Annotated in this window: 25 protein-coding genes; 17 read left to right on the forward strand and 8 right to left on the reverse strand. The window is 69.3% G+C overall.

The features are described from left to right. The first annotated feature begins 6 nt into the window (after window positions 1–6). The 8 genes from GIY23_RS09780 (at window position 7) to GIY23_RS09815 (ending at window position 7,960) form a co-directional block, all read left to right on the forward strand. Window positions 7–1,974 carry a vWA domain-containing protein gene (locus GIY23_RS09780; protein WP_154078745.1) on the forward strand — a complete coding sequence of 656 codons (1,968 nt, stop codon included), beginning with the start codon at window positions 7–9 and terminating at the stop codon, window positions 1,972–1,974. A 301-nt stretch (window positions 1,975–2,275) separates the two neighbouring features. Next, window positions 2,276–3,514 carry a cysteine--1-D-myo-inosityl 2-amino-2-deoxy-alpha-D-glucopyranoside ligase gene (mshC, locus tag GIY23_RS09785; protein WP_154076364.1) on the forward strand — a complete coding sequence of 413 codons (1,239 nt, stop codon included), beginning with the start codon at window positions 2,276–2,278 and terminating at the stop codon, window positions 3,512–3,514. 29 nt (window positions 3,515–3,543) lie between these two features. Then, a complete protein-coding gene (locus GIY23_RS09790; RefSeq protein ID WP_154076365.1) occupies window positions 3,544–3,750 on the forward strand; it encodes a hypothetical protein in 207 nt (68 codons plus the stop codon). Window positions 3,751–4,019: 269 nt separating this feature from the next. Continuing rightward, the gene (locus GIY23_RS09795; protein WP_154076366.1) at window positions 4,020–5,276 is read left to right on the forward strand and encodes a sensor histidine kinase; all 1,257 of its coding nucleotides are present in this window, start codon (window positions 4,020–4,022) and stop codon (window positions 5,274–5,276) included. Continuing rightward, window positions 5,273–5,716, forward strand: a complete 444-nt coding sequence (locus tag GIY23_RS09800; RefSeq protein WP_154076367.1) for a roadblock/LC7 domain-containing protein — start codon at window positions 5,273–5,275, stop codon at window positions 5,714–5,716. The genes GIY23_RS09795 and GIY23_RS09800 overlap by 4 nt, the downstream gene beginning before the upstream one ends. A 17-nt stretch (window positions 5,717–5,733) precedes the next feature. After that, window positions 5,734–6,093, forward strand: a complete 360-nt coding sequence (locus tag GIY23_RS09805; protein ID WP_154076368.1) for a DUF742 domain-containing protein — start codon at window positions 5,734–5,736, stop codon at window positions 6,091–6,093. Beyond that, window positions 6,068–6,664: a GTP-binding protein gene (locus GIY23_RS09810; protein WP_187352082.1), complete on the forward strand. Its 597-nt coding sequence runs from the start codon at window positions 6,068–6,070 to the stop codon at window positions 6,662–6,664. The genes GIY23_RS09805 and GIY23_RS09810 overlap by 26 nt, the downstream gene beginning before the upstream one ends. Before the next feature lie 66 nt (window positions 6,665–6,730). Beyond that, complete coding sequence (locus GIY23_RS09815) at window positions 6,731–7,960, forward strand: styrene monooxygenase/indole monooxygenase family protein (RefSeq protein ID WP_154076369.1); 1,230 nt, start codon at window positions 6,731–6,733, stop codon at window positions 7,958–7,960. Window positions 7,961–8,181: 221 nt separating this feature from the next. Here the strand turns inward: GIY23_RS09815 and GIY23_RS09820 are convergent, their stop codons facing one another. After that, complete coding sequence (locus tag GIY23_RS09820) at window positions 8,182–9,087, reverse strand: PAC2 family protein (protein WP_407646849.1); 906 nt, start codon at window positions 9,085–9,087, stop codon at window positions 8,182–8,184. Window positions 9,088–9,368: 281 nt separating this feature from the next. On the opposite strand from GIY23_RS09820, the gene GIY23_RS09825 reads away from it, so the two are divergent. From GIY23_RS09825 to GIY23_RS09845, 5 genes are all read left to right on the forward strand, one after another. Then, the gene (locus GIY23_RS09825; protein WP_267313240.1) at window positions 9,369–10,052 is read left to right on the forward strand and encodes an HAD family hydrolase; all 684 of its coding nucleotides are present in this window, start codon (window positions 9,369–9,371) and stop codon (window positions 10,050–10,052) included. After that, entirely contained in the window at window positions 10,049–11,038 is a 990-nt protein-coding gene (locus tag GIY23_RS09830; RefSeq protein ID WP_187352212.1) for a homoserine dehydrogenase, read from the forward strand. Before GIY23_RS09825 ends, GIY23_RS09830 begins: the two co-directional genes overlap by 4 nt. Before the next feature lie 104 nt (window positions 11,039–11,142). Next, the gene (locus tag GIY23_RS09835) at window positions 11,143–11,406 is read left to right on the forward strand and encodes a phosphoribosyl-ATP diphosphatase (RefSeq protein WP_154076371.1); all 264 of its coding nucleotides are present in this window, start codon (window positions 11,143–11,145) and stop codon (window positions 11,404–11,406) included. A gap of 45 nt (window positions 11,407–11,451) precedes the next feature. Then, on the forward strand, window positions 11,452–12,297 hold the full coding sequence (hisG, locus tag GIY23_RS09840) for an ATP phosphoribosyltransferase (protein ID WP_154076372.1): 846 nt from the start codon (window positions 11,452–11,454) through the stop codon (window positions 12,295–12,297). 202 nt (window positions 12,298–12,499) lie between these two features. After that, the gene (locus GIY23_RS09845; RefSeq protein ID WP_154076373.1) at window positions 12,500–13,342 is read left to right on the forward strand and encodes a VOC family protein; all 843 of its coding nucleotides are present in this window, start codon (window positions 12,500–12,502) and stop codon (window positions 13,340–13,342) included. Between the two features lie 172 nt (window positions 13,343–13,514). On the opposite strand, the gene GIY23_RS09850 is transcribed toward GIY23_RS09845, so the two are convergent. From GIY23_RS09850 to GIY23_RS09860, 3 genes are all read right to left on the reverse strand, one after another. After that, complete coding sequence (locus tag GIY23_RS09850) at window positions 13,515–14,024, reverse strand: DinB family protein (protein WP_154076374.1); 510 nt, start codon at window positions 14,022–14,024, stop codon at window positions 13,515–13,517. 173 nt (window positions 14,025–14,197) lie between these two features. Continuing rightward, window positions 14,198–14,359, reverse strand: coding sequence for a hypothetical protein (locus tag GIY23_RS09855; RefSeq protein WP_154076375.1), 162 nt, complete (start codon window positions 14,357–14,359; stop codon window positions 14,198–14,200). Window positions 14,360–14,383: 24 nt separating this feature from the next. Beyond that, on the reverse strand, window positions 14,384–15,307 hold the full coding sequence (locus GIY23_RS09860) for a RecB family exonuclease (RefSeq protein WP_154076376.1): 924 nt from the start codon (window positions 15,305–15,307) through the stop codon (window positions 14,384–14,386). Window positions 15,308–15,429: 122 nt separating this feature from the next. Between GIY23_RS09860 and GIY23_RS09865 the strand changes: the two genes are divergently transcribed. Next, the gene (locus GIY23_RS09865) at window positions 15,430–16,569 is read left to right on the forward strand and encodes a site-2 protease family protein (RefSeq protein WP_154076377.1); all 1,140 of its coding nucleotides are present in this window, start codon (window positions 15,430–15,432) and stop codon (window positions 16,567–16,569) included. A gap of 81 nt (window positions 16,570–16,650) precedes the next feature. Continuing rightward, window positions 16,651–17,478, forward strand: a complete 828-nt coding sequence (locus GIY23_RS09870; RefSeq protein ID WP_154076378.1) for a tRNA (adenine-N1)-methyltransferase — start codon at window positions 16,651–16,653, stop codon at window positions 17,476–17,478. Between the two features lie 54 nt (window positions 17,479–17,532). On the opposite strand, the gene GIY23_RS09875 is transcribed toward GIY23_RS09870, so the two are convergent. The 3 genes from GIY23_RS09875 to GIY23_RS09885 form a co-directional block, all read right to left on the reverse strand. Beyond that, window positions 17,533–18,327, reverse strand: a complete 795-nt coding sequence (locus tag GIY23_RS09875) for a hypothetical protein (RefSeq protein ID WP_154076379.1) — start codon at window positions 18,325–18,327, stop codon at window positions 17,533–17,535. 67 nt (window positions 18,328–18,394) lie between these two features. Then, complete coding sequence (locus GIY23_RS09880) at window positions 18,395–19,180, reverse strand: hypothetical protein (protein WP_154076380.1); 786 nt, start codon at window positions 19,178–19,180, stop codon at window positions 18,395–18,397. Between the two features lie 77 nt (window positions 19,181–19,257). Further along, the gene (locus GIY23_RS09885; RefSeq protein WP_154076381.1) at window positions 19,258–19,896 is read right to left on the reverse strand and encodes an Rv0361 family membrane protein; all 639 of its coding nucleotides are present in this window, start codon (window positions 19,894–19,896) and stop codon (window positions 19,258–19,260) included. 547 nt (window positions 19,897–20,443) lie between these two features. Between GIY23_RS09885 and arc the strand changes: the two genes are divergently transcribed. Both arc and GIY23_RS09895 read left to right on the forward strand, forming a co-directional pair. Then, entirely contained in the window at window positions 20,444–22,237 is a 1,794-nt protein-coding gene (gene arc / locus GIY23_RS09890; protein ID WP_154076382.1) for a proteasome ATPase, read from the forward strand. Between the two features lie 287 nt (window positions 22,238–22,524). Further along, the gene (locus GIY23_RS09895; RefSeq protein ID WP_154076383.1) at window positions 22,525–23,484 is read left to right on the forward strand and encodes an aldo/keto reductase; all 960 of its coding nucleotides are present in this window, start codon (window positions 22,525–22,527) and stop codon (window positions 23,482–23,484) included. A 209-nt stretch (window positions 23,485–23,693) separates the two neighbouring features. Here GIY23_RS09895 and GIY23_RS09900 read toward each other — a convergent pair whose 3' ends face one another. Continuing rightward, window positions 23,694–24,212 (reverse strand): NUDIX domain-containing protein, encoded by a 519-nt coding sequence (locus GIY23_RS09900; protein ID WP_154076384.1) that lies wholly within the window; start codon window positions 24,210–24,212, stop codon window positions 23,694–23,696. Between the last annotated feature and the right edge of the window lie 54 nt (window positions 24,213–24,266).

Here is a 24,266-nt window from a genome sequence, read left to right on the forward strand (position 1 = left end):
CCTGTGGTGAACCCTGGATCACGTCGCTACCGGTACGGCGCGTGGCACGGCGGAGCCGACCCGCTGGCTCCGCCGGTGGATCTGCGCGCCGCCGTCGACGAGATCGGCCGCGAAGTGATGGAAGGGGCCTCGCCCCGATCGGCTCTCGACGAGGTGCTGCGCACCGGCACCGGCGACACGACCGGGCTCGACGAGCTGACCCGACGCCTGTGGCAGCGTCGCAGTGAGTTGCAACGCCGGCATCGGCTCGACGGCACGCTGCAGCAGGTGCGGGAGTTGCTCGACCGTGCGGTGGAACAGGAACGCGTGGCGCTCGCGGCCGAGGACGGCGACGACGCCCGGTTCCGCGAGCTGCAGATGGACGCACTCCCGACGGACACCGCCGGTGCCGTGGACGAACTCGGGAACTACGACTGGCACTCGCCCGAGGCCCGCCGGACGTTCGAGGAGATCCAGCGGCTGATGGGGTCGCAACTCGTGCAGCAGCGCTTCGAGGGCATGAAGGACGCGCTGCGCGAGGCCACGCCGGAGGATGCCGAGCAGGTTCGCAGGATGCTCGACGACCTCAACGACCTGCTGGCCGCCCACGCGCGCGGTGACGAGGACGTCACGGAGCGGTTCGAGAACTTCATGGCCGAACACGGCGAGTTCTTTCCCGAGAACCCGCGCGACGTCGACGAGCTGATCGACGTGCTCGCGGCGCGTTCCGCTGCCGCACAACGGGTTCTCAACTCGATGTCCGACGAGCAGCGTGGCGAGCTCGCCTCGTTGTCGCAGCAGGCTTTCGGGGATCCACGGATCTCGGAGGCCATGCAGCGGATGGACGAGCAACTCCGGGGGCTTCGTCCGGGGGAGGATTGGTCCGGGCGCGGCCGGTTCCGTGGCGAGCAGCCGATGGGACTGGCCGAGGCGACCGGGGCGATGCGGGAACTCGGGGAGATGGACCGGCTCGCCGAACAGCTCGCCCAGGGGTATCCCGGTGCACACCTGGAGGACATCGACCTGGAGGCGCTGGAGCGGCAACTCGGCGAGCGAGCCGTGACCGACGCACGCCGATTGCGGGAGTTGGAGGAGCAACTCCGGCGTCAGGGGATGATCGAACGCACGCCGGACGGGTCGCTGCGGCTGAGTCCCCGCGCGTTGCGCAGGCTCGGGGAGACGGCGCTGCGTTCGGCGCTGGGGCGCAGCTCACGGCTCGGTGAACGAGCGACCGACCGCGCCGGGGCCGCAGGGGAGCGAACCGGCAGCACCCGGCCGTGGAACTTCGGGGACAGCGAACCGTGGGAGGCCACGAGCACCGTTCGCAACGCGATCCTGCGTCGGGCGGGAGAGCATGCGGCGGGGCTGCCGTCCTCGACGCTCGAGCTGGAGGACCTCGAAGTCGCCGAGACCGAGCACCGTTCCCGGGCTGCGGTGGCGTTGTGTGTGGACACCTCGTGGTCGATGGTGCAGGACGGCCGGTGGGTGCCGATGAAGCGCACCGCGCTCGCGCTGCACCACCTCATCAGTACCCGGTACCGTTCGGATTCGCTGCAACTCGTCACCTTCGGCCGCTACGCCTCCACAGTGGAGCTCGGGGATCTCGCGGCACTCGAAGGAACCTGGGAGCAGGGCACCAATCTGCACCATGCCTTGCTGCTCGCCGGCAGGCACCTGCGTCGCGAGTCCGACGCGCAGCCGGTCGTGCTGGTGGTCACCGACGGCGAACCGACGGCGCATCTGGATCCGGAGGGCACGGCCGCCTTTCACTATCCACCGAGCCAGCGCACTCTACGCGTCACCCTGTCCGAAGTGGACGCGTTGGCTGGGTTGGGGACGGCGTTGAGCGTGTTCATGCTCGGCGACGACGAGCGTCTCGCCGCGTTCGTCGACATCCTCGCCCGGCGCGGCGGGGGACGGGTGATCGCTCCCAGCGCGGACGGACTCGACACCGCCGTCGTCAGCGACTACCTGAGGTCCCGGCATTCCCGGTGACGCCTACGCTTTTCGGTAACGGAAACTCGACATTCCGATGCCGAGGCGGGAAACACCAGGAGAATCGTCGGGTTTCGCTTCGTCGGTCGTGCGATTGAAGAATTGACGGAGTCTCGGTTCCGGTCGGCTGAACAGCGACGAACGGAGTTCTCCTGCGATTCCGGATCTCGCGCGAAATTGTCGCCTCGACCGTGTGCGCGAGCGTTCGGATTCTCACGGCGGCGGACCGGAGGCTTCGGAGGCGGTGTCGCTGTCCTCACCTCGCGGCGCCGCCGGTCCGGGGACGTCTAAAGTCGGGTGCATGCAGCCCTGGTTGTCCACCCCGGTTCCGAAGGTGCCCGGCACAGCACACCCGCTCCGCATGCTCGACACCGCGACCGGCGAGACCCGCCCGACCGCGAGCGCGCAGCAGGCTCGGATGTACGTGTGCGGCATCACCCCGTACGACGCGACCCACCTCGGTCATGCCGCCACCTACGTGGCGTTCGACCTGGTGTACCGGATCTGGCTGGACAACGGCCACGACGTCGAATATGTGCAGAACGTCACCGACATCGACGATCCGCTGCTGGAGCGGGCGGAACGCGACGGTGAGGACTGGCAGGTCCTCGCCGAACGCGAGGTCGCGCTCTTCCGGGACGACATGCAGGCGTTGCGAGTCTTGCCGCCGACGTACTTCGTGGGTGCCGTCGAGGCGATGGATGCCATCTCGGCGGCCGTGGTGCGGCTCTTGGAGTCGGGAGCGGCTTACCGGCTCGACGACGAGTACCCGGACGTCTACTTCCGGCACGACGCCACCGGCCGGTTCGGCTACGAGTCGAACTACGACGCCGAGACGATGCACGCCTTTTTCGCCGAGCGTGGTGGCGATCCGGAGCGGCAGGGCAAGGAACACCCGCTCGACGCGCTGCTGTGGCGCAGCGCTCGGGAGGGCGAGCCCTCGTGGGAGTCGCCGCTGGGCAGGGGCAGGCCAGGATGGCACCTCGAGTGCTCGGTCATCGCGCTCGACCGGCTCGGTAGCGGGTTCGACCTCCAGGGCGGCGGCTCGGATCTGATCTTCCCGCACCACGAGTTCAGTGCGGCGCACGGTGAGGCGCTGACCGGTGAGTACCCCTTCGCCCGGAACTACGTGCACGCGGGCATGATCGGCCTCGACGGCGAGAAGATGTCGAAGTCGAAGGGCAACCTGGTCATCGTCTCGCAACTGCGGGCGGACCGGGTCGACCCGATGGCGGTGCGGCTCGGGCTGCTGGACGGGCACTACCGCACCGACCGGTCCTGGACGGCCGACGTGCTCACCACCGGTGCGGCTCGCTTGGCGCGCTGGAGCGAAGCGGTCGCCCTCGACTCCGGCCCGGACCCCGCCGACACGCTCGCTCGGATCCGGGAGCGCCTCTCCGACGACCTCGACTCGGCGGGCGCGTTGCGCGCGGTGGACGACTGGGTCGAGCGGGCATTGCGCGGCGAGGGCGACGACTGGGAAGCGCCGAGCGCGGTCCGGGCCGCCGTGGACGCGTTGCTGGGGGTCTCGCTCAAATAGCCGAGGCCCTCTTTCCTTACTCGCGTCGAGTGTTCGCAGGCCGAACTGACTCGGACTCGGAGTCGGGTTCGGGCGAGTTCGCGCGGGGCAGTGCCGAAATGGCCGGGGTGTTCTTCGTCCTGCGGAACGCGCCCTCGATGATCGTGATCCTGCGCACTGGCGACCGTGCGTTGACGCCGGGACACCCGATCGGAGGGGTCGTACCCACGGTGCTACGCTTCGTGTTGATCAACTAGATCAGCGCAGGTGCGGCAACGCCATGAGGTGATCCTTCGGCCGAGTGAGCCGTCGTCCGGTCACTGTCTGCTCAATGCTTTTCGGGCGTTCCGTCCGAGCACGGAGGAACGGGTTCGCGGGTACCGCTGAATGGGCATTCGGTACGCAGTGTCGAATGTGTCGTTTCCGCTCCTGCGTCTCATGGACTTTCCCCGGGTGGTCTGGTTTGATCCCGGGCCATGACTCCGCACGAACCCCGAAACAACGTGCGCGCGAATGCTGAGGTGACATGGTGACGCGTGTCCGGGAGATGCTCGAACGCTCCCGCAGATCCCTGCTGGAAGGACCCGCACGACAACGGTGGGAAGGCCCCGCCAGACAGCTGTTCGAACGGTCCCGCGCCACGGTCGCTCAGCTGGTCGGTACGTCCGCGACCGCACCGACGCCGTCCCAGGACGTGCTCTCCGGTGTCTGTTCCAGTGTGTCGCTGCGTGACCTCAACCTCGTCGACTCGCTGCTGGAGCAGCTGGAGTCGATGGAAGCAAACGAGGACGACCCCGACGCCCTCGCCCAGCTCTACAAACTGGACCACCTCGCCACCCGGCTGCGCCGCAACGCCGAAAACCTCCGTGTGCTCGCCGGCCGGGAAGCGGGCGGTGGCGCCGGCGAGACCTCCACCCTCGTCGACGTGATCCGCGCAGGCATGTCGTCCATCGAGCACTACTCCCGTGTGCAGCTCGGGCGTACCGCCACACTCGGCGTGGTCGGTTTCGCCGCCGACGACGTGAGCCGGATGCTCTCGGAGCTGCTGGACAACGCCACCACGCACTCGCCGCCGACATCGCAGGTCACCGTCAGCGCACATCTGACCGAGCAGGGCAGCGTGATGGTGCGCATCGAGGATTCCGGGATCGGGCTGCCCGCCGCGCGCCTGTCCGCGCTCAACGAGCGGCTCGCCAGCGCGCCGGTGCTCGACCGCAACGCGGTGCAACACATGGGCCTGGCCGTGGTGCGCAGGCTCGCCCACCGTCACGGTGTCCGGGTGTGGCTCGCGCGCAGAGCTCCGCACGGCACCACCGCCTCCGTCCTGCTGCCACCGGCACTGGTCCACGACGCACCTGCCGTGAACCGGCCCCGCCGCGGCGAACCGGAGGCCGCCGAGAAGTCCTCCGCCGCGAGCGCCGAGACCCCACTGCCGCGCCGTGAGCGCACACCCGCGAGCACCAACGGTTCCGGTCACATCGTGGAAGGGGGGCCGAACCGCAAGGGCACGGTGTTCATCGACCCCAGCACGCTGCAAGACGGTGAGCAGCCGCCGGCGACCACGCCGAACGGACTACCCCGCCGTGTTCCGCGCAGCCTCAAGGAATCCGCACCCGCCTGGCCGCCCGCCACGCCCGAGACGGCCGAGCGCACCGAGGAACAGGTCCACGAAGGACACGAGCAGCTCCTCGACGACCTGGACGCGTTCGCCGAGGGCGAGCAAGCTGCCCAGCAGCAATCCGGAGCCGACGACCACCCCACGTCCGAAGGGCATCAACAGTGACGGCCGCCCGAGACATCGAAGGTCCGCAGAATTTCGACTGGCTCGTCGACGACTTCGTCGGACGGGTCCACGGCGTCACCCACGCCTTGATCCTCTCCGCCGACGGCCTGCCGCTGGCGGGGTCGTCGACGGTGAGCACCGACGAGGGCGAGCAGCTCGCCGCGATCTCCAGCGGCGTGCTCAGCCTCGCCCACAACGGTGCGGCGATGTTCGAGAAGGGCACCTGTGAGCAGATCATCATCCGCCTGACCGAGGGCTACTTCCTGTTCATGGGCATCGGCACCGGTGCCGGTCTGGCGGTGCTCACTTCGTCGGAAGCCCAGATGCGGGTGGTCGCCTACGAGATGACGCAGTTCGTGGAGAACGTCGGTCACGCCTTGACGCCCGAGGTCCGTGCCGATCTCCGACGGGTCGTCACCGCGCAACGGCCCCGTGACTAACCGGTGAAGGAACCCCTATGGCTGCACAGATCGAGACCAGGAGCCTCCGGGTCCGCCCGTACGCAATCACGGGCGGGCGCACCCGGGCGCGGTACCAGCTCCTGGTGGAGACGATGATCTCGGTGCCGCGGTACGACCCGGAGTTCAGCGCGACGCTGCTGCCCGAGTCGCACGCACTGTACGAGCACGCCCGCAGGCCGGTGTCGCTGGCCGAGCTCTCGGCGCTGCTGAACATCCCGCTCGGTGTGATCCGTGTCCTCGTCAGCGACCTCGCCGGGGACGAACGCATCTTCGTTCACCCGACCGGGCACTCGTACAGATACGACAACACCATCCTCGAGAGGATTCTCGATGGGCTCAACAAGCTCTCCGCGTGAGGCCGCCGAGCTGATGCTCTCGGCCAAGATCGTCGTCGCGGGAGGGTTCGGCGTCGGCAAGACCACGTTCGTCTCCTCGGTGTCGGAAATCCCGCCGCTGAACACCGAAGCGTGGATGACCGAGGCCGGCGAAGGTATCGACCATCCCGCCCCCGACGGACAGAAGACGACGACCACGGTCGCGATGGACTTCGGCCGGGTCGAACTGCATTCGGACCTGATGCTGTACCTGTTCGGCACGCCCGGACAGTCGCGGTTCTGGTTCCTGTGGGACGACCTCGCCCGCGGTGCGCTCGGGGCGGTGATCCTCGTCGACACCCGGCGCATCCAGGAGTCCTTCGCGGCGATCAACTACTTCGAGCGGGACTCCGACCTGCCCTTCGTGGTGGCGTTGAACCTGTTCGAGGGCGAGCTGACCCACGACCTCGACGAGGTGCGTGAGGCGTTGGCACTGAGTCCCGACGTCCCACTGACGACCTGCGACGCGCGCGACACGATATCCACTGTGGACACTTTGAGGTCGTTGGTGACACACACGATGCGGCTGAGCGTGAGTCAGAGCGCGGTGTGAGACGGCAGGCGGGCACGCCCGCCTCCGCGAGACAATCGTCCAGCACGAAGAAAGGTGGTAGCGAAGATGAGGAAGGTCCTCATCGTCGGTGCGGGGCAGGCCGGGCTGCAACTGGCGTTGACGCTGCGGGAGCACTCCTACGACGTGACCGTCATGTCCGCGCGCACACCCGAGGAGATCCGCAACGGCCGGGTCACCTCGACGCAGTGCATGTTCCACACGGCACTGCAGTACGAGCGCGACTACGGACTCAACCTCTGGGAAGCGGAAACGCCGAAGGTGGAGGGACTCGGACTGTCGATCGCGGCGCCCGACAACTCACGGGCGTTGGACTGGATGGGTCCGCTCGACCGCTACGCGCAGTCGGTCGACCAACGCGTCAAGATGGCCGCGTGGCTCGAACTGCTCGAGGACAAGGGCGGCAAGGTCATCTATCACGGGGTGACCACCTCCGACGTGGACTCGCTGACCAAGCACTACGACCTCGTGCTCATCGCCGCGGGCAAGGGCGAACTGGTGCAGTTGTTCGACCGTGACCCCGAGCGGTCCCCGTACACCAGCAAGCAGCGTGCGCTCGCCGTGTCCTATGTGCACGGTGCCCCGCGGCGTCCCGAACACCCGGACACCTACGCGGTGCGGTTCAACGTCCAGCCCGGTGTCGGCGAGCTGTTCGTCATTCCCGGCTACACTTTCAGCGGCCCCTGTGAGATTCCGTTCTTCGAAGCCATCCCGGGCGGGCCGCTCGACGCGTTCTCCGACCAGCCGCCTGCAGCCGAGCACTGGTCGCGGATGCTCGGGCTCATGCGGGAACACTTCCCCTGGGAGTACGAGCGTTTCCAGCACGCCGAGGTCACCGACGGGCAGGCCACGCTCGCCGGCGGCTACACCCCGGTGGTGCGTCAACCGGTCGGGAACCTGCCATCCGGCGGCGCCGTGCTCGGTATGGCCGACGTGGTCGTCGCCAACGACCCGATCACCGGCCAGGGCTCGAACAACGCGTCCAAGTGCGCCGCGTTCTACGCACAGAGCATCCGGGAGCGGGGAGACCGGCCGTTCGACCGCGAGTGGATGCGGGAGACCTTCGAGCGGTACTGGGAAGACGCCCGCCACGTCACCGACTGGACCAACGCGATGCTCCAGCCGCCGCCCGAGCACGTCATGAACCTCTTCGGCGCCGCCCAGACGAACGAGACCATCCGGCGGCGCTTCGTCAACGGGTTCGACGACCCGTCGGACTTCAAGAAGTGGTTCCTGCCGCCAGACCTGGCCGAGGAATACCTGGCGTCGGTCTCCTGAGTCCAGACCCGCCTCCCTCGGAGGCGGCCACTCAGGAGACCGAGCGAGGGCAGGCGGAGCTGCGTCTGACGGACGCTGCGGCCTGCGTGCGGAGCGGTGGGCTGAGGGGGCTGGGCGCGAAACGTAGCGTGAGTCTTTTTGGTGGCTATAGCCACTAAAAAGGCTCACGCTGCCGCGGGCGTGCTCGGCGCTGGTTCGGACGTCGGCCGGGGCCGGGGGAGTCAGCCGGGGCCGGGGCCGAGGGGGCCGCGGCCTCCGGGGCCCCGGCGGCGCAGGTACCGCTCGAACTCCGCGGCGATGGCGTCGCCGCTGGTCTCGGTGAGGCGTACTTCGGCGTCACCGCGTTCCTCGAGCGCACGGACGTAGTTTCGGACGTCCTCGTCCTCCTCCGCCATCTCGCTGACGGTGCCTTCCCACTCCTCCGACTGCTCCGGGAGATTGCCGAGAGGCACCTCCATGTCGAGTGCCTCCTCGACGCGGTGCAGCAGCGCGAGCGTCGCCTTCGGCGAGGGCGGCTGGGACACGTAGTGCGGAACGGCCGCCCAGAACGAGATCGCCGGAATCCCGGCTTGCACACACGAGTCCTGCAGGATGCCGACGATGCCGGTGGGCCCTTCGTACCGGGAGCGTTCGAGGCCGTAGCGGGCGGCGGCTTCCGCGTCGTAGGCGGTCCCGGTGACTGGGACCGGGCGCGTGTGCGGAGCGTCGGCGAGCAGTGCGCCGAGAGTGACCACCGTGGTGGCGCCGACGCTTTCGATGTGGCCGAGCAGTTCGGTGCAGAACGCACGCCAGCGCATGTTCGGTTCGATGCCGTGCACGAGGACGACGTCGTGCTCCGAGCCGGGCGGGCGGCACACCGACAGGCGGGTGGTGGGCCAGGTGACCTCGCGCGTGATGCCGTCGGTGAGGCGTACCGTCGGCCGGGAGACCTGGAAGTCGTAGTACGGATCCGGATCGAGTTCGGCGAGCGGTGTCGCGTCCCAGGTGAGCTGCAGGTGTTCGATCGCAGTGCTCGCCGCGTCGCCGGCGTCGTTCCACCCTTCGAAGGCGCAGATCACCATCGGGTCGGTGAGGTCGGGCGGGCCCGGTGACGGCTGGTCCGTGGGGCGTGTGTCGCGGTCGGTCACCGCGCAAGCCTACGACGTGTGGCCAGGCGTTGTGGAACAGTCCCTCGCTCTGTGTCGAGCACGCGCGACGACCAGGATCCGCCAGCCAGCACGAGCCGGACAAAAGTGAGCAATCGGGCGTGGCCGTGGTGGTCCTGTGATCCGTGTGGGCGAACGCTCGGGTGGGGCGGGTCACGGCGGAGGGAGGCCGGAGCCCGCGCCTCGTAGGCTGGGTGCGTACACGGCCCGGGCGGTTCCAGCGACCGCCAAGACCGGCGTTGATCGAGACTGAGAGGTGAAGCGTGGCGGAGCCGAGCGAGCTGCCTGCGGCGGTGTTGTTCGACATGGACGGCACGCTCATCGACTCCGAGAAGCTGTGGACGATCTCCATGGACGACTACGCGGCCTTTCGTGGCGGCGCGCTCTCGGAGGCGACTCGCGCGTCCATGGTCGGGTCGAACATGAACCGCAGCATGCACCTGCTGCTCACCGACCTCGGCCTGGCGACCGGCGCCGATGAGGTCGCCGACGCCGCCGACTGGGTCGCCGGGCGCACCGCTGAGCTGTTCGCGAGCGGTCTGACCTGGCGCCCCGGCGCACAGGAACTGCTGCACGCGGTGCGCGCGGCGGGTGTTCCGACGGCTCTCGTGACCTCGACGATCCGGTCCTTGGGTGAGATCGCGCTGGACACCATGGGGCGAGAGAACTTCGACGTCACCGTGTGCGGCGACGAGGTCGACGGGCGGAACAAGCCGGACCCGGAGCCGTACGCGAAGGGCGCGCGGCTGCTCGGGGTCGATCCGGCGCGGACGGTGGCCGTGGAGGACTCGCCGTCGGGGCTCGCATCGGCGGAAGGCGCCGGATGCCTCGTGCTCGCCGTGCCGTGCGAGGTGCCGCTGGAGCCGGGGCGTCGGCGCGTGCTGCGGGCCTCGCTCGAAGGTGTGGACGTCGACGAGCTGGTCGCGTTGTCGGCTGCGCTCGCGTGATCGACGTTCCGGTCGTGCTGGCCGGTGCCGGACCGGTGGGTCGTGCCTACCTGGACCTGGTGGCGGCTCGCTCGCGACGGTGGCGCGCACGCTACGGCGTGAACGTGCGCGTGAGTGCGGTGCGAGGACGGCGCGGCCAAGCGGTTCCCGAGGGCGGCTCGCTGCCTCACGGGTCGTGGTCTCCGCTGACGGACTTGGCCGCGGTCCTGCGTGAGCATCGGGCGCGGGTTTTCGTGCAGGCGGTGCCGTCGAGTGCCGAAGCGCTCCCGCGCGCGGCCGCGGAGCTCCACACCGCGCTCGAGCAAGGGGTGCACGTCGCCACCGCCACCAAGACGCCGTTGCTCACGGCGTGGCACGACCTCGACCGCGCAGCCACCGATGCCGGGTGCGCCGTACGGATCTCCGGGGCGACCGGTGCGGCGCTCCCCGCCGGCGACCTCGCGCGGTCGGTGCTGCGCGGATTCGACGTCGAAGCGGTCGAGGGCTGTCCGAACGGCACCGCGACGTTCGTTCTCGATCGACTCGCCGACGGGATCGAGCTGCCGGAGGCGATCGCCGCGGCGCAACGCTTGGGGATCGCCGAGGCCGACCCGACGGCCGATCTCTCCGGTGACGATGCCGCCACCAAGCTCCGATTGCTCGCGGGCCTGCTGTGGGCAGCGGACGTGCCGTCGATGCGGGTCAGCGCCTCGCCGATCACCGAAGCGACGGCCGAGGAGGCCCGTTCGGCCGCAGCGCGGGGGCGGCGCCTGCGTCACGTGGCCGTCGCCGATTCACCCGAGTCCGTGCGGGTGGACCTGCGCGCCGAGGCTGCCACGAGCCCGCTGGGAGGTCTCGAAGGGCCCGACAAGGCCGTGACCTTCCACTGCGGCGACGCCGGTGCGATCACCGTCCGCGGAGGGCGGTCGAGTCCGCACGGCGCGGCGCTGGCACTGGCCAAGGACACGCTGGCCACCGCCCTCGACCCGGCCGTCGGGCTGCGTTGAGCCACCTGGCCGTGCGCGTACGTGCGGATGCCGGGGGTGATGTGGCGCGCACCTGGGTGGTCCGCTGTCGAGCCGCGCCCGGCGGGATGCAAGGATCGGGGCCCGTGAAGACCTTCGACGAGCTCTACGACGAGCTGCTCGACCGCGCCCGCACCCGTCCCGAGGGCTCGTCGACGGTGGCCGCCCTCGACGCGGGGATCCACGCGCAAGGCAAGAAGATCATCGAGGAAGCGGGCGAGGTGTGGCTGGCCGCCGAGCACGAGTCCGACGACGAGCTGTCCGAAGAGATCTCGCAGCTGCTCTACCGACTGCAGGTGGTCATGGTCGCGCGCGGACTCACGCCGCAGGACGTGTACCGGTACCTGTGACACCCGAGGCGGCCGAGCGGATGCGAACCGAGGGAGACTGAGCCGATGTTGCGTGTAGCGGTGCCCAACAAGGGGACGCTGGCCGACCCCTCGTCCGAGATGCTCGCCGAGGCCGGGTACCGGCAGCGGCACGAACGCCGCGACCTCACGGTCCTCGACGCCGTCAACGACGTCGAGTTCTTCTTCCTGCGCCCGAAGGACATCTCGATCTACGTCGGCTCCGGCGAGCTCGATCTCGGCATCACCGGCCGCGACCTGGTGATGGACTCGAACGCGCCGGTCGCCGAGCGGCTGTCGCTGGGCTTCGGCGGGTCCACGTTCCGTTACGCCGCGCCGACCGGCCGGGACTGGACGGTGCCGGACCTCGCGGGCAAGCGCATCGCGACCTCGTACCCCAACCTGGTGCGCAACGATCTCGCGCGCTACGAGGTCGAGGCCGAGGTGATCCGCCTCGACGGCGCGGTGGAGATCTCCATCCAGCTCGGCGTCGCCGACGCCATCGCCGACGTCGTCGGCTCCGGAAGGACGCTGCGTCAGCACGACCTGGTCGCGTTCGGCGACCCGATCTGCCGGTCCGAGTGCGTCGTGATCGAACGGAAGGGCTCGGACGAGGAGCAGGCAAAGGACCAGCTCGTCGCCCGCATGCAGGGTGTGGTGTTCGCCCAGCAGTACGTCATGCTCGACTACAACTGCCCGCGCGAACTGCTCGACGCGGCGATGAAGATGACGCCCGGCCTGGAATCGCCCACGATGGCGCCGTTGGCCGACGAGCGGTGGGTCGCGGTGCGGGCGATGGTCTCTCGCAAGCACGCGCCTGCGATCATGGACAGGCTCGCGGCGTTCGGCGCGAAGGCGATCCTCTCGTCCGACATCCGCTCCTGCCGCCTCTGAACCCGCTGCGGCGGTGCCGCTCCGAGACCGCTGCGGCGGTGTCCGTGCGGTGAAACGGTTCGGGAGAGCGAGCCGATTGTGATATGCGTGGATGATCCGCCGTCGGAGAGCGCTCGGCACGGCCTACCGATCAGGGGAGTACCGACCATCGGCCCCCATCATCGGAGCACTCTCCGATTTCGCCGAGAGGGTGGGGAACGGTATGGGTGTCGTGAAACCCGGCGTAGCACCGCCGCGGTGGGAGCTGTACGCGGGAATGCCGTGCTGGATCGAGCTGATCAGTCCCGAGCCGCAGCGGGCCGCCGAGTTCTACGCCGGGCTGTTCGGGTGGACCTTCGCCGAGCACACCGCACCGGATGCCGGTGAGCATCTGATCGCGCACCGCCAGGGCTTCGCGGTCGCGAGCATCCGCAGTTGCCCGCCGGGTAAAGCCGCCCGGTGGCGCCTGTTCCTCGCGACAGGCGACCTCGCCGAGACAGTCGCGCGCGCCGAGGCGCACGGCGCCACCACCACCGTGCCGCCGGTGGCCGTCAGCGGCGTCGGCACCAAGACCGTGCTCATGTCACCGGCCGACGCCGAGTTCGGGCTGCTGGAGCCCGAGCCGAGCTGGGAGTTCGACGTGGGTCTTCCTGGCACGCTGATGTGGCCGGAACTCGTGGCGATCAAGGCGCAGACCGCCGACGTGTTCTTCCACGACCTCTTCGACTACGAGGCCGAGGAGTTCGGCAGCCAGCAGGGCTATTCGGTGTGGTTCCTCGGCGAAGAGTCCGTGATGGCGCGGGTGAGCATGGTGCGCGAGCACATCGGGCCGGAGACCCGGCCGCACTGGTTGATCTACCTGGGAGCCGACCCGGAGGTCGGGGTGGACGAGCTGGTGCGGCGCGCGGTCGGGCTGGACGGCCGGGTGCGGGTCGTGCCGTACGACTCGAGCCTCGGGCGGGTGGCCGTGTTGCGTGATCCCACCGGAGCGCGGTTCGCGCTCGTCGACCACACCCAGGCGGGTGAGGCCGGCACTGCCGCGAACTACGACCCGTACGAGGACTGACAGGACGTCCCCAGTTCGGGCCTCGCAACTTTGGGTTGAGTACACGCGTACGCACCGAGAACCCCGCCCCTGCGAGGCACGAACTCCGAACGCAGGAGCGTCTCACCGTGCCGCGGCTGATCACGTGTGCGGCGTGCCCGACGGGCACACATGCCGGATCCCGGACACCCCCTCACACGCCGCAGGTCCCGTCGACCGATTCGCGCAGCAGGTCCGCGTGGCCGTTGTGTCGCGCGTACTCCTCGACCATGTGCAGCAGGATCCACCGCAGCGAGACCGGATTGCCCCGCTTCTCCCGCCTGCCGAGCTCGTCGAGCGTCGTGGCGCTCGCGGCGACCCGGCGCGCGTGGGCGCACTCGTCCTGCCACGTGAGGAAGACCTGCTCCACCGGCGTGCTGTCGAGATCGTCGATGTCGTCGTCCGGCCGCTGGTCGGAAACGTAGATCCCGGGCACGTCCTCACCGGCGAAGACGTGGCGGAACCAGTCCCGCTCGACCTCGGCCATGTGCCGCACGAGCCCCAGCAAAGACAGGCGCGACGGTGCCACCGCCCGTTCCTTGAGCTGCTCCTCGCTCAGCCCGGCGCACTTCTTCGCGAGTGTGGAGCGGTGGAACTCCAGCCACGACAACAACATCGGGATCTCGTTGGCGCTCATCGGTGGTTCGACACGCGTGGTGGTCATGCGTGGAGTCTGCCTGCGGAAACAAGGGAAGGCGAGTGGTTTCGCCGACCAGTCGCACTACGCGTCCGGATGATCGACACCCGGTGACGACGCCGGGTCGCCGAGAAGGCACGCGCGGAGGCGCACGAGACGAGAGGAGGCGGGCCGAGTTGCCGTGTGCCAGCCGAGCACGGTCACACGACGTAGGTCGACGTCGGAACGCGGTGCTCGTCGAATCGTCCGGAGGACTTGCTGTCCGGTGTGGACGCCTCGGCCCGGTGTCGGAGGGCGTTCGGGAACCGGATTCGGGCCCGTAGAGCATGCCGCAGCACGGTGGAACGCCGGTACCGGACCATCTACCCACGTTCCACGATGCTCTCTCAGTCCGCGCGATCGAGTGCCGTTTCCACACCGGGGTCCGGCTCGGGCCACCCCGGGTAGGGCGGGGGAGTGCCGCCGAACTCGGGGCACCGTTGCTGGTGGTCGCACCACTGGCACAACTTGCCGGGACTCGCGCGGAAATCGCCGGTGTTTCCGGCACGCTGAATCGCCTGCCAGATCGCCTCCAATGTGCGCTCGAACCGCCGCAGCTCCGCTTCGTCCGGTGTGTACGCGAGGGACTGCCCGTCGCGTAGGTACATCAGCAGCAGCTGCCGGGGAATCTCACCTCGTGTCCGCCACAGCACCAGGGCGTAGAACTTCATCTGGAACAGGGCCTTGGCCTCGCCGACCTCACGCGGCGCCGCGCCGGTCTTGTAGTCGACGAGCCGCACCTCACCGGTGGGTGCGACGTCCACGCGGTCGATGAACCCACGCAGCAGAACTCCGGACTCGAGCTCGGTCTCCACCCGCAGCTCGCACGACTCCGGTTCGAGTCGCTGCGGGTCCTCCAGCGCGAAATACGAGTCGAGCAGACCCGAAGCCGACTCCAGCCACGAGTCGAGCTGGGGATCGTCCGCGCCGTCGAAGAGCTCGCCCAGTTCGGGTTGCTCGGCGACCAGGCCCCGCCACGTCGGGGCGAGAAGCTCGTGCGCGCGCTCCCGTACCCGCTCGGCCGCGGGCAGCGCGAACAGCTGTTCCAGCACGGAATGCACGACGGTCCCCCGCACCTGGGCCTTCGAAGGAGCCTCCGGAATCCGGTCGACGGCGCGGAAGCGGTACAGCAGCGGGCACTGCTTGAAATCGCTCGCGCGGGACGGTGACAGCGCGGGTCGGCGGCTGGTGCTCGTCGTCGCGGTACCGGTCGTCGCGGTGCTCGGGCCGGGCTGGCCGGGGGTGCGGGTAGAGGGGGGCGTGTCCGCCATGGACACGACCCTAGGACACGGCCCCGACAGCGATCAGCACCCCGACCGGACCGCATGTCGCGAGATCACGATCCGGGCATGGGCCAACGGTGCTCACACGAGCAGGGTTCTACCCTGCCCGCATGGCCACCACGGCGCGGCACGGCCGCGGACTGTTCCGGGACGGCGGGCTCCTGCTCGGGCGGGTCGCCGGTGTTCCCGTGCTGCTGTCCGTCTCGTGGTGGATCGGCGCGGTGCTCATCGTGTTGCTGTACACGCCACTGGTGTCCCGGCTCGTCCCCGAGATCGACCTTTGGACCAGCGCGTTCGTCGCCGCGGTGTTCACCGTCCTGCTCGCGGCCTCCGTCCTCCTGCACGAACTCGGTCACTGCGTGACGGCACTGCGGCTCGGGCTACCTGTGCAGCGGGTACGCCTGTACCTGCTGGGCGGCCTGACCGAGATCACGCGCACGCCACCGCGACCCCGGCAGGAGGGACTCATCGCGGGCGCGGGCCCGGCGGTGTCGTTGGCGCTGGCCGCGCTGTTCGGGCTGTGCTGGCTGCTCGTCACCCCGGGCGGAGTGGTTTGGCTGCTGGTCGCGCAGACGTGCGTCGCCAACCTCGCGGTGGGGGTGTTCAACCTGCTGCCCGGGTTGCCGCTCGACGGCGGACGGATGTTGCGTGCGGCGACTTGGGCGACCACCGGCAAGCGCACGAGCGGCACGACGGCGGGCGTGATCGGCGCGGCGGCGGTCGCGGTCGCGCTCATCGTGTGGGCCCTGTCCGGGATGATCAACGACGCCCAGGACCAATGGCTACGCCTGGGCGTGTGTGTGCTCATGGCGTGGTTCGTCGTGGCAGGCGCGGGCGCCGAGCACGCCGCCGAACAACGAACCCGCTGGCCCGACGACCTCGAACTGAGCGAGCTGATCCGCCCGGTGCTGCAACTGCCCGCGGAGAGCCCGGTCGCGGACGCGCTGCTCGCCGCGGCGGGTCGGGGAGTGGTGCTGGTGCGCGCCGACGGCATCGCGGTCGGCCTGCTCGACCAGCACGCCGCGGAACGGCTCGCCACGCGCGCACCCCACGAACCCGCCGAGCGGGCCGCCGAGCCCGTCGGCCCGGAGACGATCGTGCTCGACACCGACCCCGCCGATTCCGTGCTCGAGCGAGTCCAGACGGTGTTGGCGTGGCAGTTCCTCGTCGTGGACGCCGAAGGCAGGCCGAGCGGGGTGCTGCGCCGCGAGGACGTCCGGCGTGCGCTCTCCGGCGGAGACCGCGACTGACCGGGTTTTCCACGCCTCTGCGACGATGGGCCGTCGCCGGAGCCACCGGCCGCTCGTCCACTTCCCGGAGGTAGCACGCACGTGAGCACCGTCAGCGGTGAGTTCCAGCCCGGCGACCGGGTGCAGTTGACCGACCCGAAAGGACGGCGCTACACCCTCGTGCTCAAGGAAGGCGGCGAGTACCACACGCATCGGGGCGCCCTGCTGCACGACGCACTCATCGGCCAACCCGAAGGCTCGCTCGTCACGTCCGGAGGGGGGACTCCGTACCTCGCGTTGCGGCCGTTGCTCGCGGACTACGTGCTGTCCATGCCGCGCGGCGCGCAGGTGATCTATCCGAAGGACGCGGCGCAGATCCTGATGTGGGGCGACATCCGTCCCGGTGCGCGGGTACTCGAGGCGGGCGCGGGATCGGGCGCGTTGAGTTGTTCGCTGCTGCGCGCCGTGGGCCCGGAAGGCAGTGTGGTGTCCTACGAGGTCCGGGAGGATCACGCCGAGCACGCCGAGCGCAACGTGGAGCGCTTCTTCGGCGAACGTCCGGACAACTGGGAACTGCGGGTCGCCGACATCGCCGAGCACGAGGGCAAGGTCGACCGAATCGTCCTCGACATGCTCTCGCCGTGGGACGCGCTCGACACCGTCGCGAACACCCTCGTGCCCGGCGGCGTGCTCGTCAGCTACGTCGCCACCACCACCCAGCTGTCCCGGGTCACCGAGGCACTTCGGGAGCAGCAGTGCTGGACCGAACCGCAGGCGTGGGAGTCGATGGTGCGGCCATGGCACGTGGTCGGTCTCGCTGTCCGGCCCGAGCACCGGATGGTCGCGCACACCGCGTTCCTCCTGGTCACGCGCAGACTGGCGGACGGAGTGACGCCGCCGCGCCAGCAGCGCCGCCCCAGCCGCGGCTGATCTCGGCACCCACCACCGGACGGTCCGGCGGTGGGCCCGAAGACCGCGTACGGATCAGAAGCCGTACGTCTCGCAGTACTTCCACTCGCCGTCCTCGAGCGTGAACGGCACGTCCCGCTCGGGGTTGGACAGCTGCTCCATCTGCTCGGCGACCTCGGGCGGCATGTTCTCGGCCACCTCCGGGTCGAGCTGGCTCTGCATGCCGGGGATCCTCGTCTCGACGGTGACCATGGCCTCGGTCTCCGAGATCTGGGTCGAGCCCTTGACGACGAACTCGACCTCCGGAAGTCCCTCGGGGTTCGGCGGTGGGGGCGGCATCGGTACGTCGCCGGTGATCTCCGGGGCCGGCATGTTCTTGAGGTCACTGCACATCATGTTCAGGAGGTCGCCGCTTCCGTTGTTGAGCGCGGCGTAGTACTCGTTGGCGGCCTCCTCCGGGGTGTTGGACGGCGTGTTCGTCCCGGAGTCGTCGGTGCCACCGGGCTCGCTCGCCTCCGTGGTCTCGGCGCCGGAAGCGGTGGAGTCCTCTTCGCCGCCGCTGAAGGCGGTGCCGACCGCGAGCAGCAGGACGAGGAGCATGACACCGCCCGCGGCGAGACCGACGATCAAGCCCGTCTTGTTCTTCTGCGGCGGTGGCGCGCCGGGGCCGCCGAAACCGGGCCGGCCGTACCCCTGCTGGTGTCCGTAGCCGGGCTGCTGCCCGTAACCCGGGTGCTGTGGCTGACCAGGATGCTGGCCGTAACCCTGCTGCGGATAGCCGCCGGACTGGGGGTAGCCGCCCTGCGGTTGCCCGTACGGGCCCTGCTGGCCGTAGCCGCCCTGGCCGGGCTGCTGCGGTGGGTAGTTCATCGGTGCTGCTCCTCGTGGATTCTGTTGTCTTCTCGACGGCATGGCCAGGGCCCCGACGGGGGCCGGATCACGGACCGAGCGATGCGGGGTTCGGGTGGGTGCAGACCTTCCAGTCCCCGTCCTCGGTGTTGAGATAGAGCTCGAGCGTGTCGTCCGGCGGTTCGTCGGGCGTGGTGACGCGTAGCGGCACGAAAGCCTGGTCGCCGTCTCGGCGGACCTCGCGGATCGTGAACTCCGCATTCGCCATCTGCCGCTTCTGGGCTTCGGGGAGGCTCTCCCTGGCCGCCTTCTGCACCTTCGGATCGAGCTGGGGACGCATCCGGTCCAGCTCGCGTTCGCACACGATCGGGGCAAACTCCTGCTCGCTGACGAAGCGGCCGTCGCGCACCTGCTGGGTGAGCAGCGCGAGATAGTCCTCGGCGACGGGTTTCGGCCCGCCGGAGAACAGGAAGTAACCGCCGAGCACGAGGCCGCCGAGCAGAACGACACCGCCGGCCGCGAGGCCGACGACGAGCCCGGTCTTTTTCTTCTTCGGTGGGCCGTCGTAGGGCCCTGGCTGGCCGAAGCCCTGCTGCGGTTGCCCGTAGCCGGGCTGGGGCGGCGCGCCGTACCCCTGCGGGCCGTAACCCGGTTGCTGCCCATAGGCCGGGTGGCCGTATCCCTGGTTGCCATGGCCTGGGTAGCCCTGCGGTGGTCCGGAGCCGGGCTGCGGACCGCTCGGCGGGTAATGGCCACCGGGCTGCTGCGGTGGTTGCTGGCCGTGACCGCCCTGACCGGGGCCGTACTGACCCGGCTGCCCGGGACCCTGCCCCGGGTACGGCGGCCCGTGACCGGGCGGCGGTGGGTACGTCATGCTGTTCACCTCGGAATCGGTGTCGTGGCGTGGTGCGCTTGCTGGTGGGGGGCGGGCGTCGGATTGGGCTTGCCGGATCACTCGAGAAGGCGGCAGAGCTTCCAGCTCCCGTTCTCTGCGACGAAACCGATGGTCTGGTCGACGGGATAGGACGTGCCGTCGAGCTCGAAGGTTCCCGAAACCCGTGCGGTCGCGACCCGCCCGTCGCCCTCGGTTCCGGCGACCCGGAGGTCGAAGCGGCCACGCGCGAGCTCCCGGAGCTGACCCTGCAACGTCGGCCGCTCGGCCGTGCACAGCAGGGACTCGACCGAGGCGGTCTCGTCCGCGTTCAGGTGGTGAGCCACCGTCCTGGCGACCGGCTGTGGGTCGCCAGGCCCCCGGTTGAGCGCGTACCAGACGCCTGCGCCGAGCGCGCCGAGCACGAGCAGCAACACGCCCACCGCGAGGACCCGGCCTGTTCTCCTGACCGGGCCGGGTGGTTCCCGCAGGTAGTCCTCGGGCGCCTGATCGGGGCCGTTTCGGCCGGTCACGCCCGACCACCCCGGCGCCACCGGGAACTGCGGCCCGGATTCCGGCGGCGCGCTGCGTTCGTTGTCGTCGAGTCCGCTCGCCTGGTTGCCGTACCACGCGGGCTGCTGTTGCGGAGCCTTCGCCGGTGCCCCAGTGACCGGGCGGTCCCCACCTTCCCGCTCGGGTCGTGACGGCGGGTCGGTCATGGCGTCCTCCCTCGGCACACCGCGTGGTGATGATCGTGATCGTGCTCGGCGCGCCTAGTAGACCAGAGCCGACACGCGCGGGTGGGCGAAGTGGATATTTTGGGTCTCCGGCCCATGCCGTCACTGCGCGTACGCGGTCCCGGTCCCGGAAGAAAAGGCGGCGCCGGAGGCGTTGCTCAGGAGGGACACCCGAGCAGGTTGTTCCAAATGATGGGAGAAGTTCCGGAGTCCGTGACGTGCGCCACCCGGTTGCCGGAGTGGTCCGCTTCATTGCCGCCGCGTGGCCGAGATCTGGCTGTGCGTGACGACGAGGTGCCGGTCAGCGGGGTCGGTGCCCTGAAGGTGACCGTATGCGCAAGAACCGAACGGGCGACACGATCCCGACCTTGCGTACACGGCCGCGGCGCGCTCGGGGCGGCGAACTCCGCGTCATTGATGGGGAATCGCCGCGAGGTGTGGCAGTCTGGGCCGTCCGGTGGGCAATCGCCGCCGAATGTCGGTGATCGCCGGTACCGTCGAGGTACGAGTACGGGAGGAGGGTGCCGACATGCAGCACGATCGTCCCAGCAGCCGGCCCGAGGAGGGCGGCGAGCAGCAGACTGGGCGCAGCGCCGAGCACAACAGCCAGATTCGTCTCCTGGAGGACGAGGTGGCCTCGCTGCGACAGAAGCTCAACGAGTCCCCCCAACAGGCCCGAGTGCTGGAAGACCGTCTGGCCGAGGCATCCGAAAGAGTGAGCCAGCTCACCGAACGGAACGCCAAACTCACCGAGACTTTGAAGGAAGCGCGGGGCCAGCTGACCGCGCTGCGTGAAGAGGTGGACCGTCTCGCCCAGCCCCCGAGCGGGTACGGCGTGTTCCTCGCCCGGTTCGAGGACGGCACGGTGGACGTGTTCACCTCCGGACGCCGGATGCGGGTGGCGGTCTCGCCCAACGTCGAGACCGAGCAGTTGCAGCTGGGGCAGTCGGTCCGGCTCAACGAGGCGCTCACCGTGGTCGAGGCCGGCTCGTTCGAGGCGACCGGGGAAGTCTGCACCTTCCGTGAGCTGCTGCCTGCCACCGAGGTGGGGCACGGGCCGCGTGCGCTGGTGCTCGGCCACACCGACGAGGAACGGGTCGTGTGGTTGACCGACCACCTGGTTGACGGCGGACTCAAGTCCGGCGACTCAGTGCTGGTGGACAGCAAGGCGGGCTACGCCTACGACGTCGTGCCGAAGGCCGAGGTCGAGGACCTCACGCTGGAAGAGGTGCCGGACGTCGGCTACCTCGACATCGGTGGTCTGGGCGGTCAGATCGAGGAGATCCGCGACGCAGTCGAGCTGCCGTTCCTGCACTCGGAGCTGTACGTGCAGTATCAGCTGCGCCCGCCGAAGGGCGTGCTGCTCTACGGCCCGCCGGGGTGCGGTAAGACGCTCATCGCGAAAGCGGTGGCGAACTCCCTGGCCAAGAAGGTCGCCGCGGCCCGAGGGGACGACGACGGCCAGGCCAAGTCGTACTTCCTCAACATCAAGGGCCCGGAGCTGCTCAACAAGTTCGTCGGTGAGACCGAGCGACACATCCGCATGATCTTCCAGCGGGCGCGGGAGAAGGCCTCCGAGGGCACGCCGGTGATCGTGTTCTTCGACGAGATGGATTCCATCTTCCGGACCCGGGGCAGCGGGGTCTCCTCCGACGTGGAGACCACGATCGTGCCGCAGCTGCTCAGTGAGATCGACGGCGTCGAGGGACTCGAGAACGTCATCGTCATCGGTGCTTCCAACCGTGAGGACATGATCGACCCGGCGATCCTGCGCCCCGGCAGGCTCGACGTGAAGATCAAGATCGAGCGCCCGGACGCCGAGTCGGCGAAGGACATCTTCTCCAAGTACCTGACCAAGCAACTGCCGATTCACGAGGAGGATCTGCGGGAGTTCGGCGGCGACCAGGAAGCCTGCGTCGACGCGATGATCCAGACCACTGTGGAGCGGATGTACTCGGAGACCGACGACAACCGATTCCTGGAGGTCACCTACGCCAACGGGGACAAGGACGTCCTGTACTTCAAGGACTTCAACTCCGGCGCGATGATCCAGAACATCGTGGACCGGGCGAAGAAGTCGGCGATCAAGGCGGCCTTGGACACCGGCCAGGGCGGACTGCGGGTCCAGCACCTGCAGGACGCGATCATCGACGAGTTCTCCGAGAACGAGGATCTGCCCAACACCACCAACCCGGACGACTGGGCGAGGATCTCCGGCAAGAAGGGCGAACGGATCGTCTACATCCGCACCCTGGTCAGCGGCAAGAACCAGGAATCGGGCCGGGCGATCGACACAGCCACCAACACCGGCCAGTACCTCTGAGAGCGCATCGGGGAACTTGGGGAGGTGGTCCGGTACCGCCGCCCCAGTTCGCGCCTCGCGGCCTCGTCGCTGCGGGATCGATTTCTCGAGTAGCGACCTACGCAGCGAGATCGCTGTCCTGGCGAGGAGGGCACTGGGATCCCGCGGGTGATCGGGCTGCGTCGGTGGTGAAACACCCGTCGGCGCACGAGAGGCGACGTACGCCGCCCGGCGTGCGGTCCTGCGAGGCCGCCACGCCGGGCGGCGTTCGGCTGTCGGATGCCGGTCGGGCCGGATAGGTTCGGCGCATGACAGCGCACCGCGTCGAGCGTCCCGCCATCGAACGGATCGGCGTCGGGCTGGCCGCGCTGGGCAGGCCCGCCTATCTCAACGTCGGAGCCCCGGCATTGTCGCCGCAACACCGCACGGTGGACGCGATGCGGGATCTCACGGCCGTCGTGCTCGATTCCGCGTACGCCAACGGGGTGCGATGGGTGGATGCGGCCCGTTCGTACGGCAGTGCCGAGGAGTTCCTCTCCAGCTGGCTCCACCGGCGCGGTCACGGCGACGTCACGGTCTCCAGCAAGTGGGGCTACGCGTACGTGGCCGAGTGGCGGCAGGAGACCGAGGTCCACGAGGTCAAGGAACACTCGGTGGAGCGGCTGCACACGCAGTGGGACGAGACGCGAGCGCTGCTCGGCGACCGTGTGTCGTTGTACCAGGTGCACTCGCTGACCACCGACAGCCCGCTGTTCGAGGACCTCGCCCTGCAGCACCGTCTCGCGAACCTGCGTGACGAGGGCGTGCGGGTCGGCTTCTCGACCTCCGGTGCACGACAGGCCGACACGGTGGAGCGGGCCTGGGATCTGGAGGTCGGTGGCGCGCAGCTGTTCAGCGCCGTCCAGTCGACATGGAACGCGTTGGAGCCGTCCGTGGGCAACGCGCTCGCCGAGGTTCACCACGGGGGCTGGACCGTGTTGGTCAAGGAGTCCTTGGCCAACGGTCGCCTGGCAGTGGATCCGCCGCAGCTGGTCAGCGCCCTGGCGGAGTCCTACGGCGTGGGCTCGGACGCGGTCGCTCTCGCCTACGTGCTCGACCAGCCGTGGGTCGACGTGGTCCTCGTGGGCCCGTCCAGCGTGAGCCAACTCGAGTCGAACCTGACGTCGACGACGGTGCGGTTGTCGGCCACCGATCGGGACGTGCTGGCGGCCGTGGCGACCGATCCGGCGACGTACTGGGGCACGCGGGCATCCCTTCCGTGGGACTGAGAACACCTGTCAGGCGGTGTTGCTCGGTGGCTCGGATGGCGGAACCTCAGCGTTCTCTTCGCTGCGGGATCGGTCTCGAGCAGCCACCTACGCGACGAGTCCGGCTCCGGGGCGGCGGTACCGGACCACCCACCCCAGTTCCACAATGCGCTCTGCGTGCGCTGAGACCTACGTGGGTGCTCGATGAGCGGACCCGCTGACGACGCTCCTCAGTCGCCCAGCCGGCGGGAGAACCATTCCTCGATGAACTGGCGGCCGTCCGGAACGAACGAGAAGCCGGGGTCGCCCAGCTTGGCCCGGAGTTCGTCCAGCGGCATCCAGCCACCGTCGGCTACTTCATCCGGTTGATGGACGATCGAGCCGCTCCAGCGAGTCTCGTAGACGAACGCGTGGAACCGCACTGTCGCCAGCTCGTGGACAGTACGGAACCGCCACCGCACAGCGCTGCCCGTGACGCCGAGTTCCTCGGCCAGTTCCCGGCGTGCGGCGGCGTCGGGATCCTCGCCCGCCGCGACGACACCACCGGCCCAGCAGTCGTACATCCCCGGGTACACCTCTTTGGAGTCGGTTCTGCGGTGCACGTACACCGAACGGCCGTCTTGGGAGCGGACGAGTACGGCCGTGGCCGCGTGCCAGAGCCCTTCTCGGCGCATCCGCGCGCGGGAGGCGGCGCCGACCACGGCTCCCGCCGCGTCGTAGACCGCGATCTGCTCGTCCCGCACGCTCATCGTCCGATCGTGTCAGCTCGGCGTTCGCGACCGTCGCGCGGCACGGCGGTCGCC

The organism is Allosaccharopolyspora coralli (assembly GCF_009664835.1).
In the GTDB taxonomy this organism is placed as follows: Bacteria; Actinomycetota; Actinomycetes; order Mycobacteriales; family Pseudonocardiaceae; genus Allosaccharopolyspora; species Allosaccharopolyspora coralli.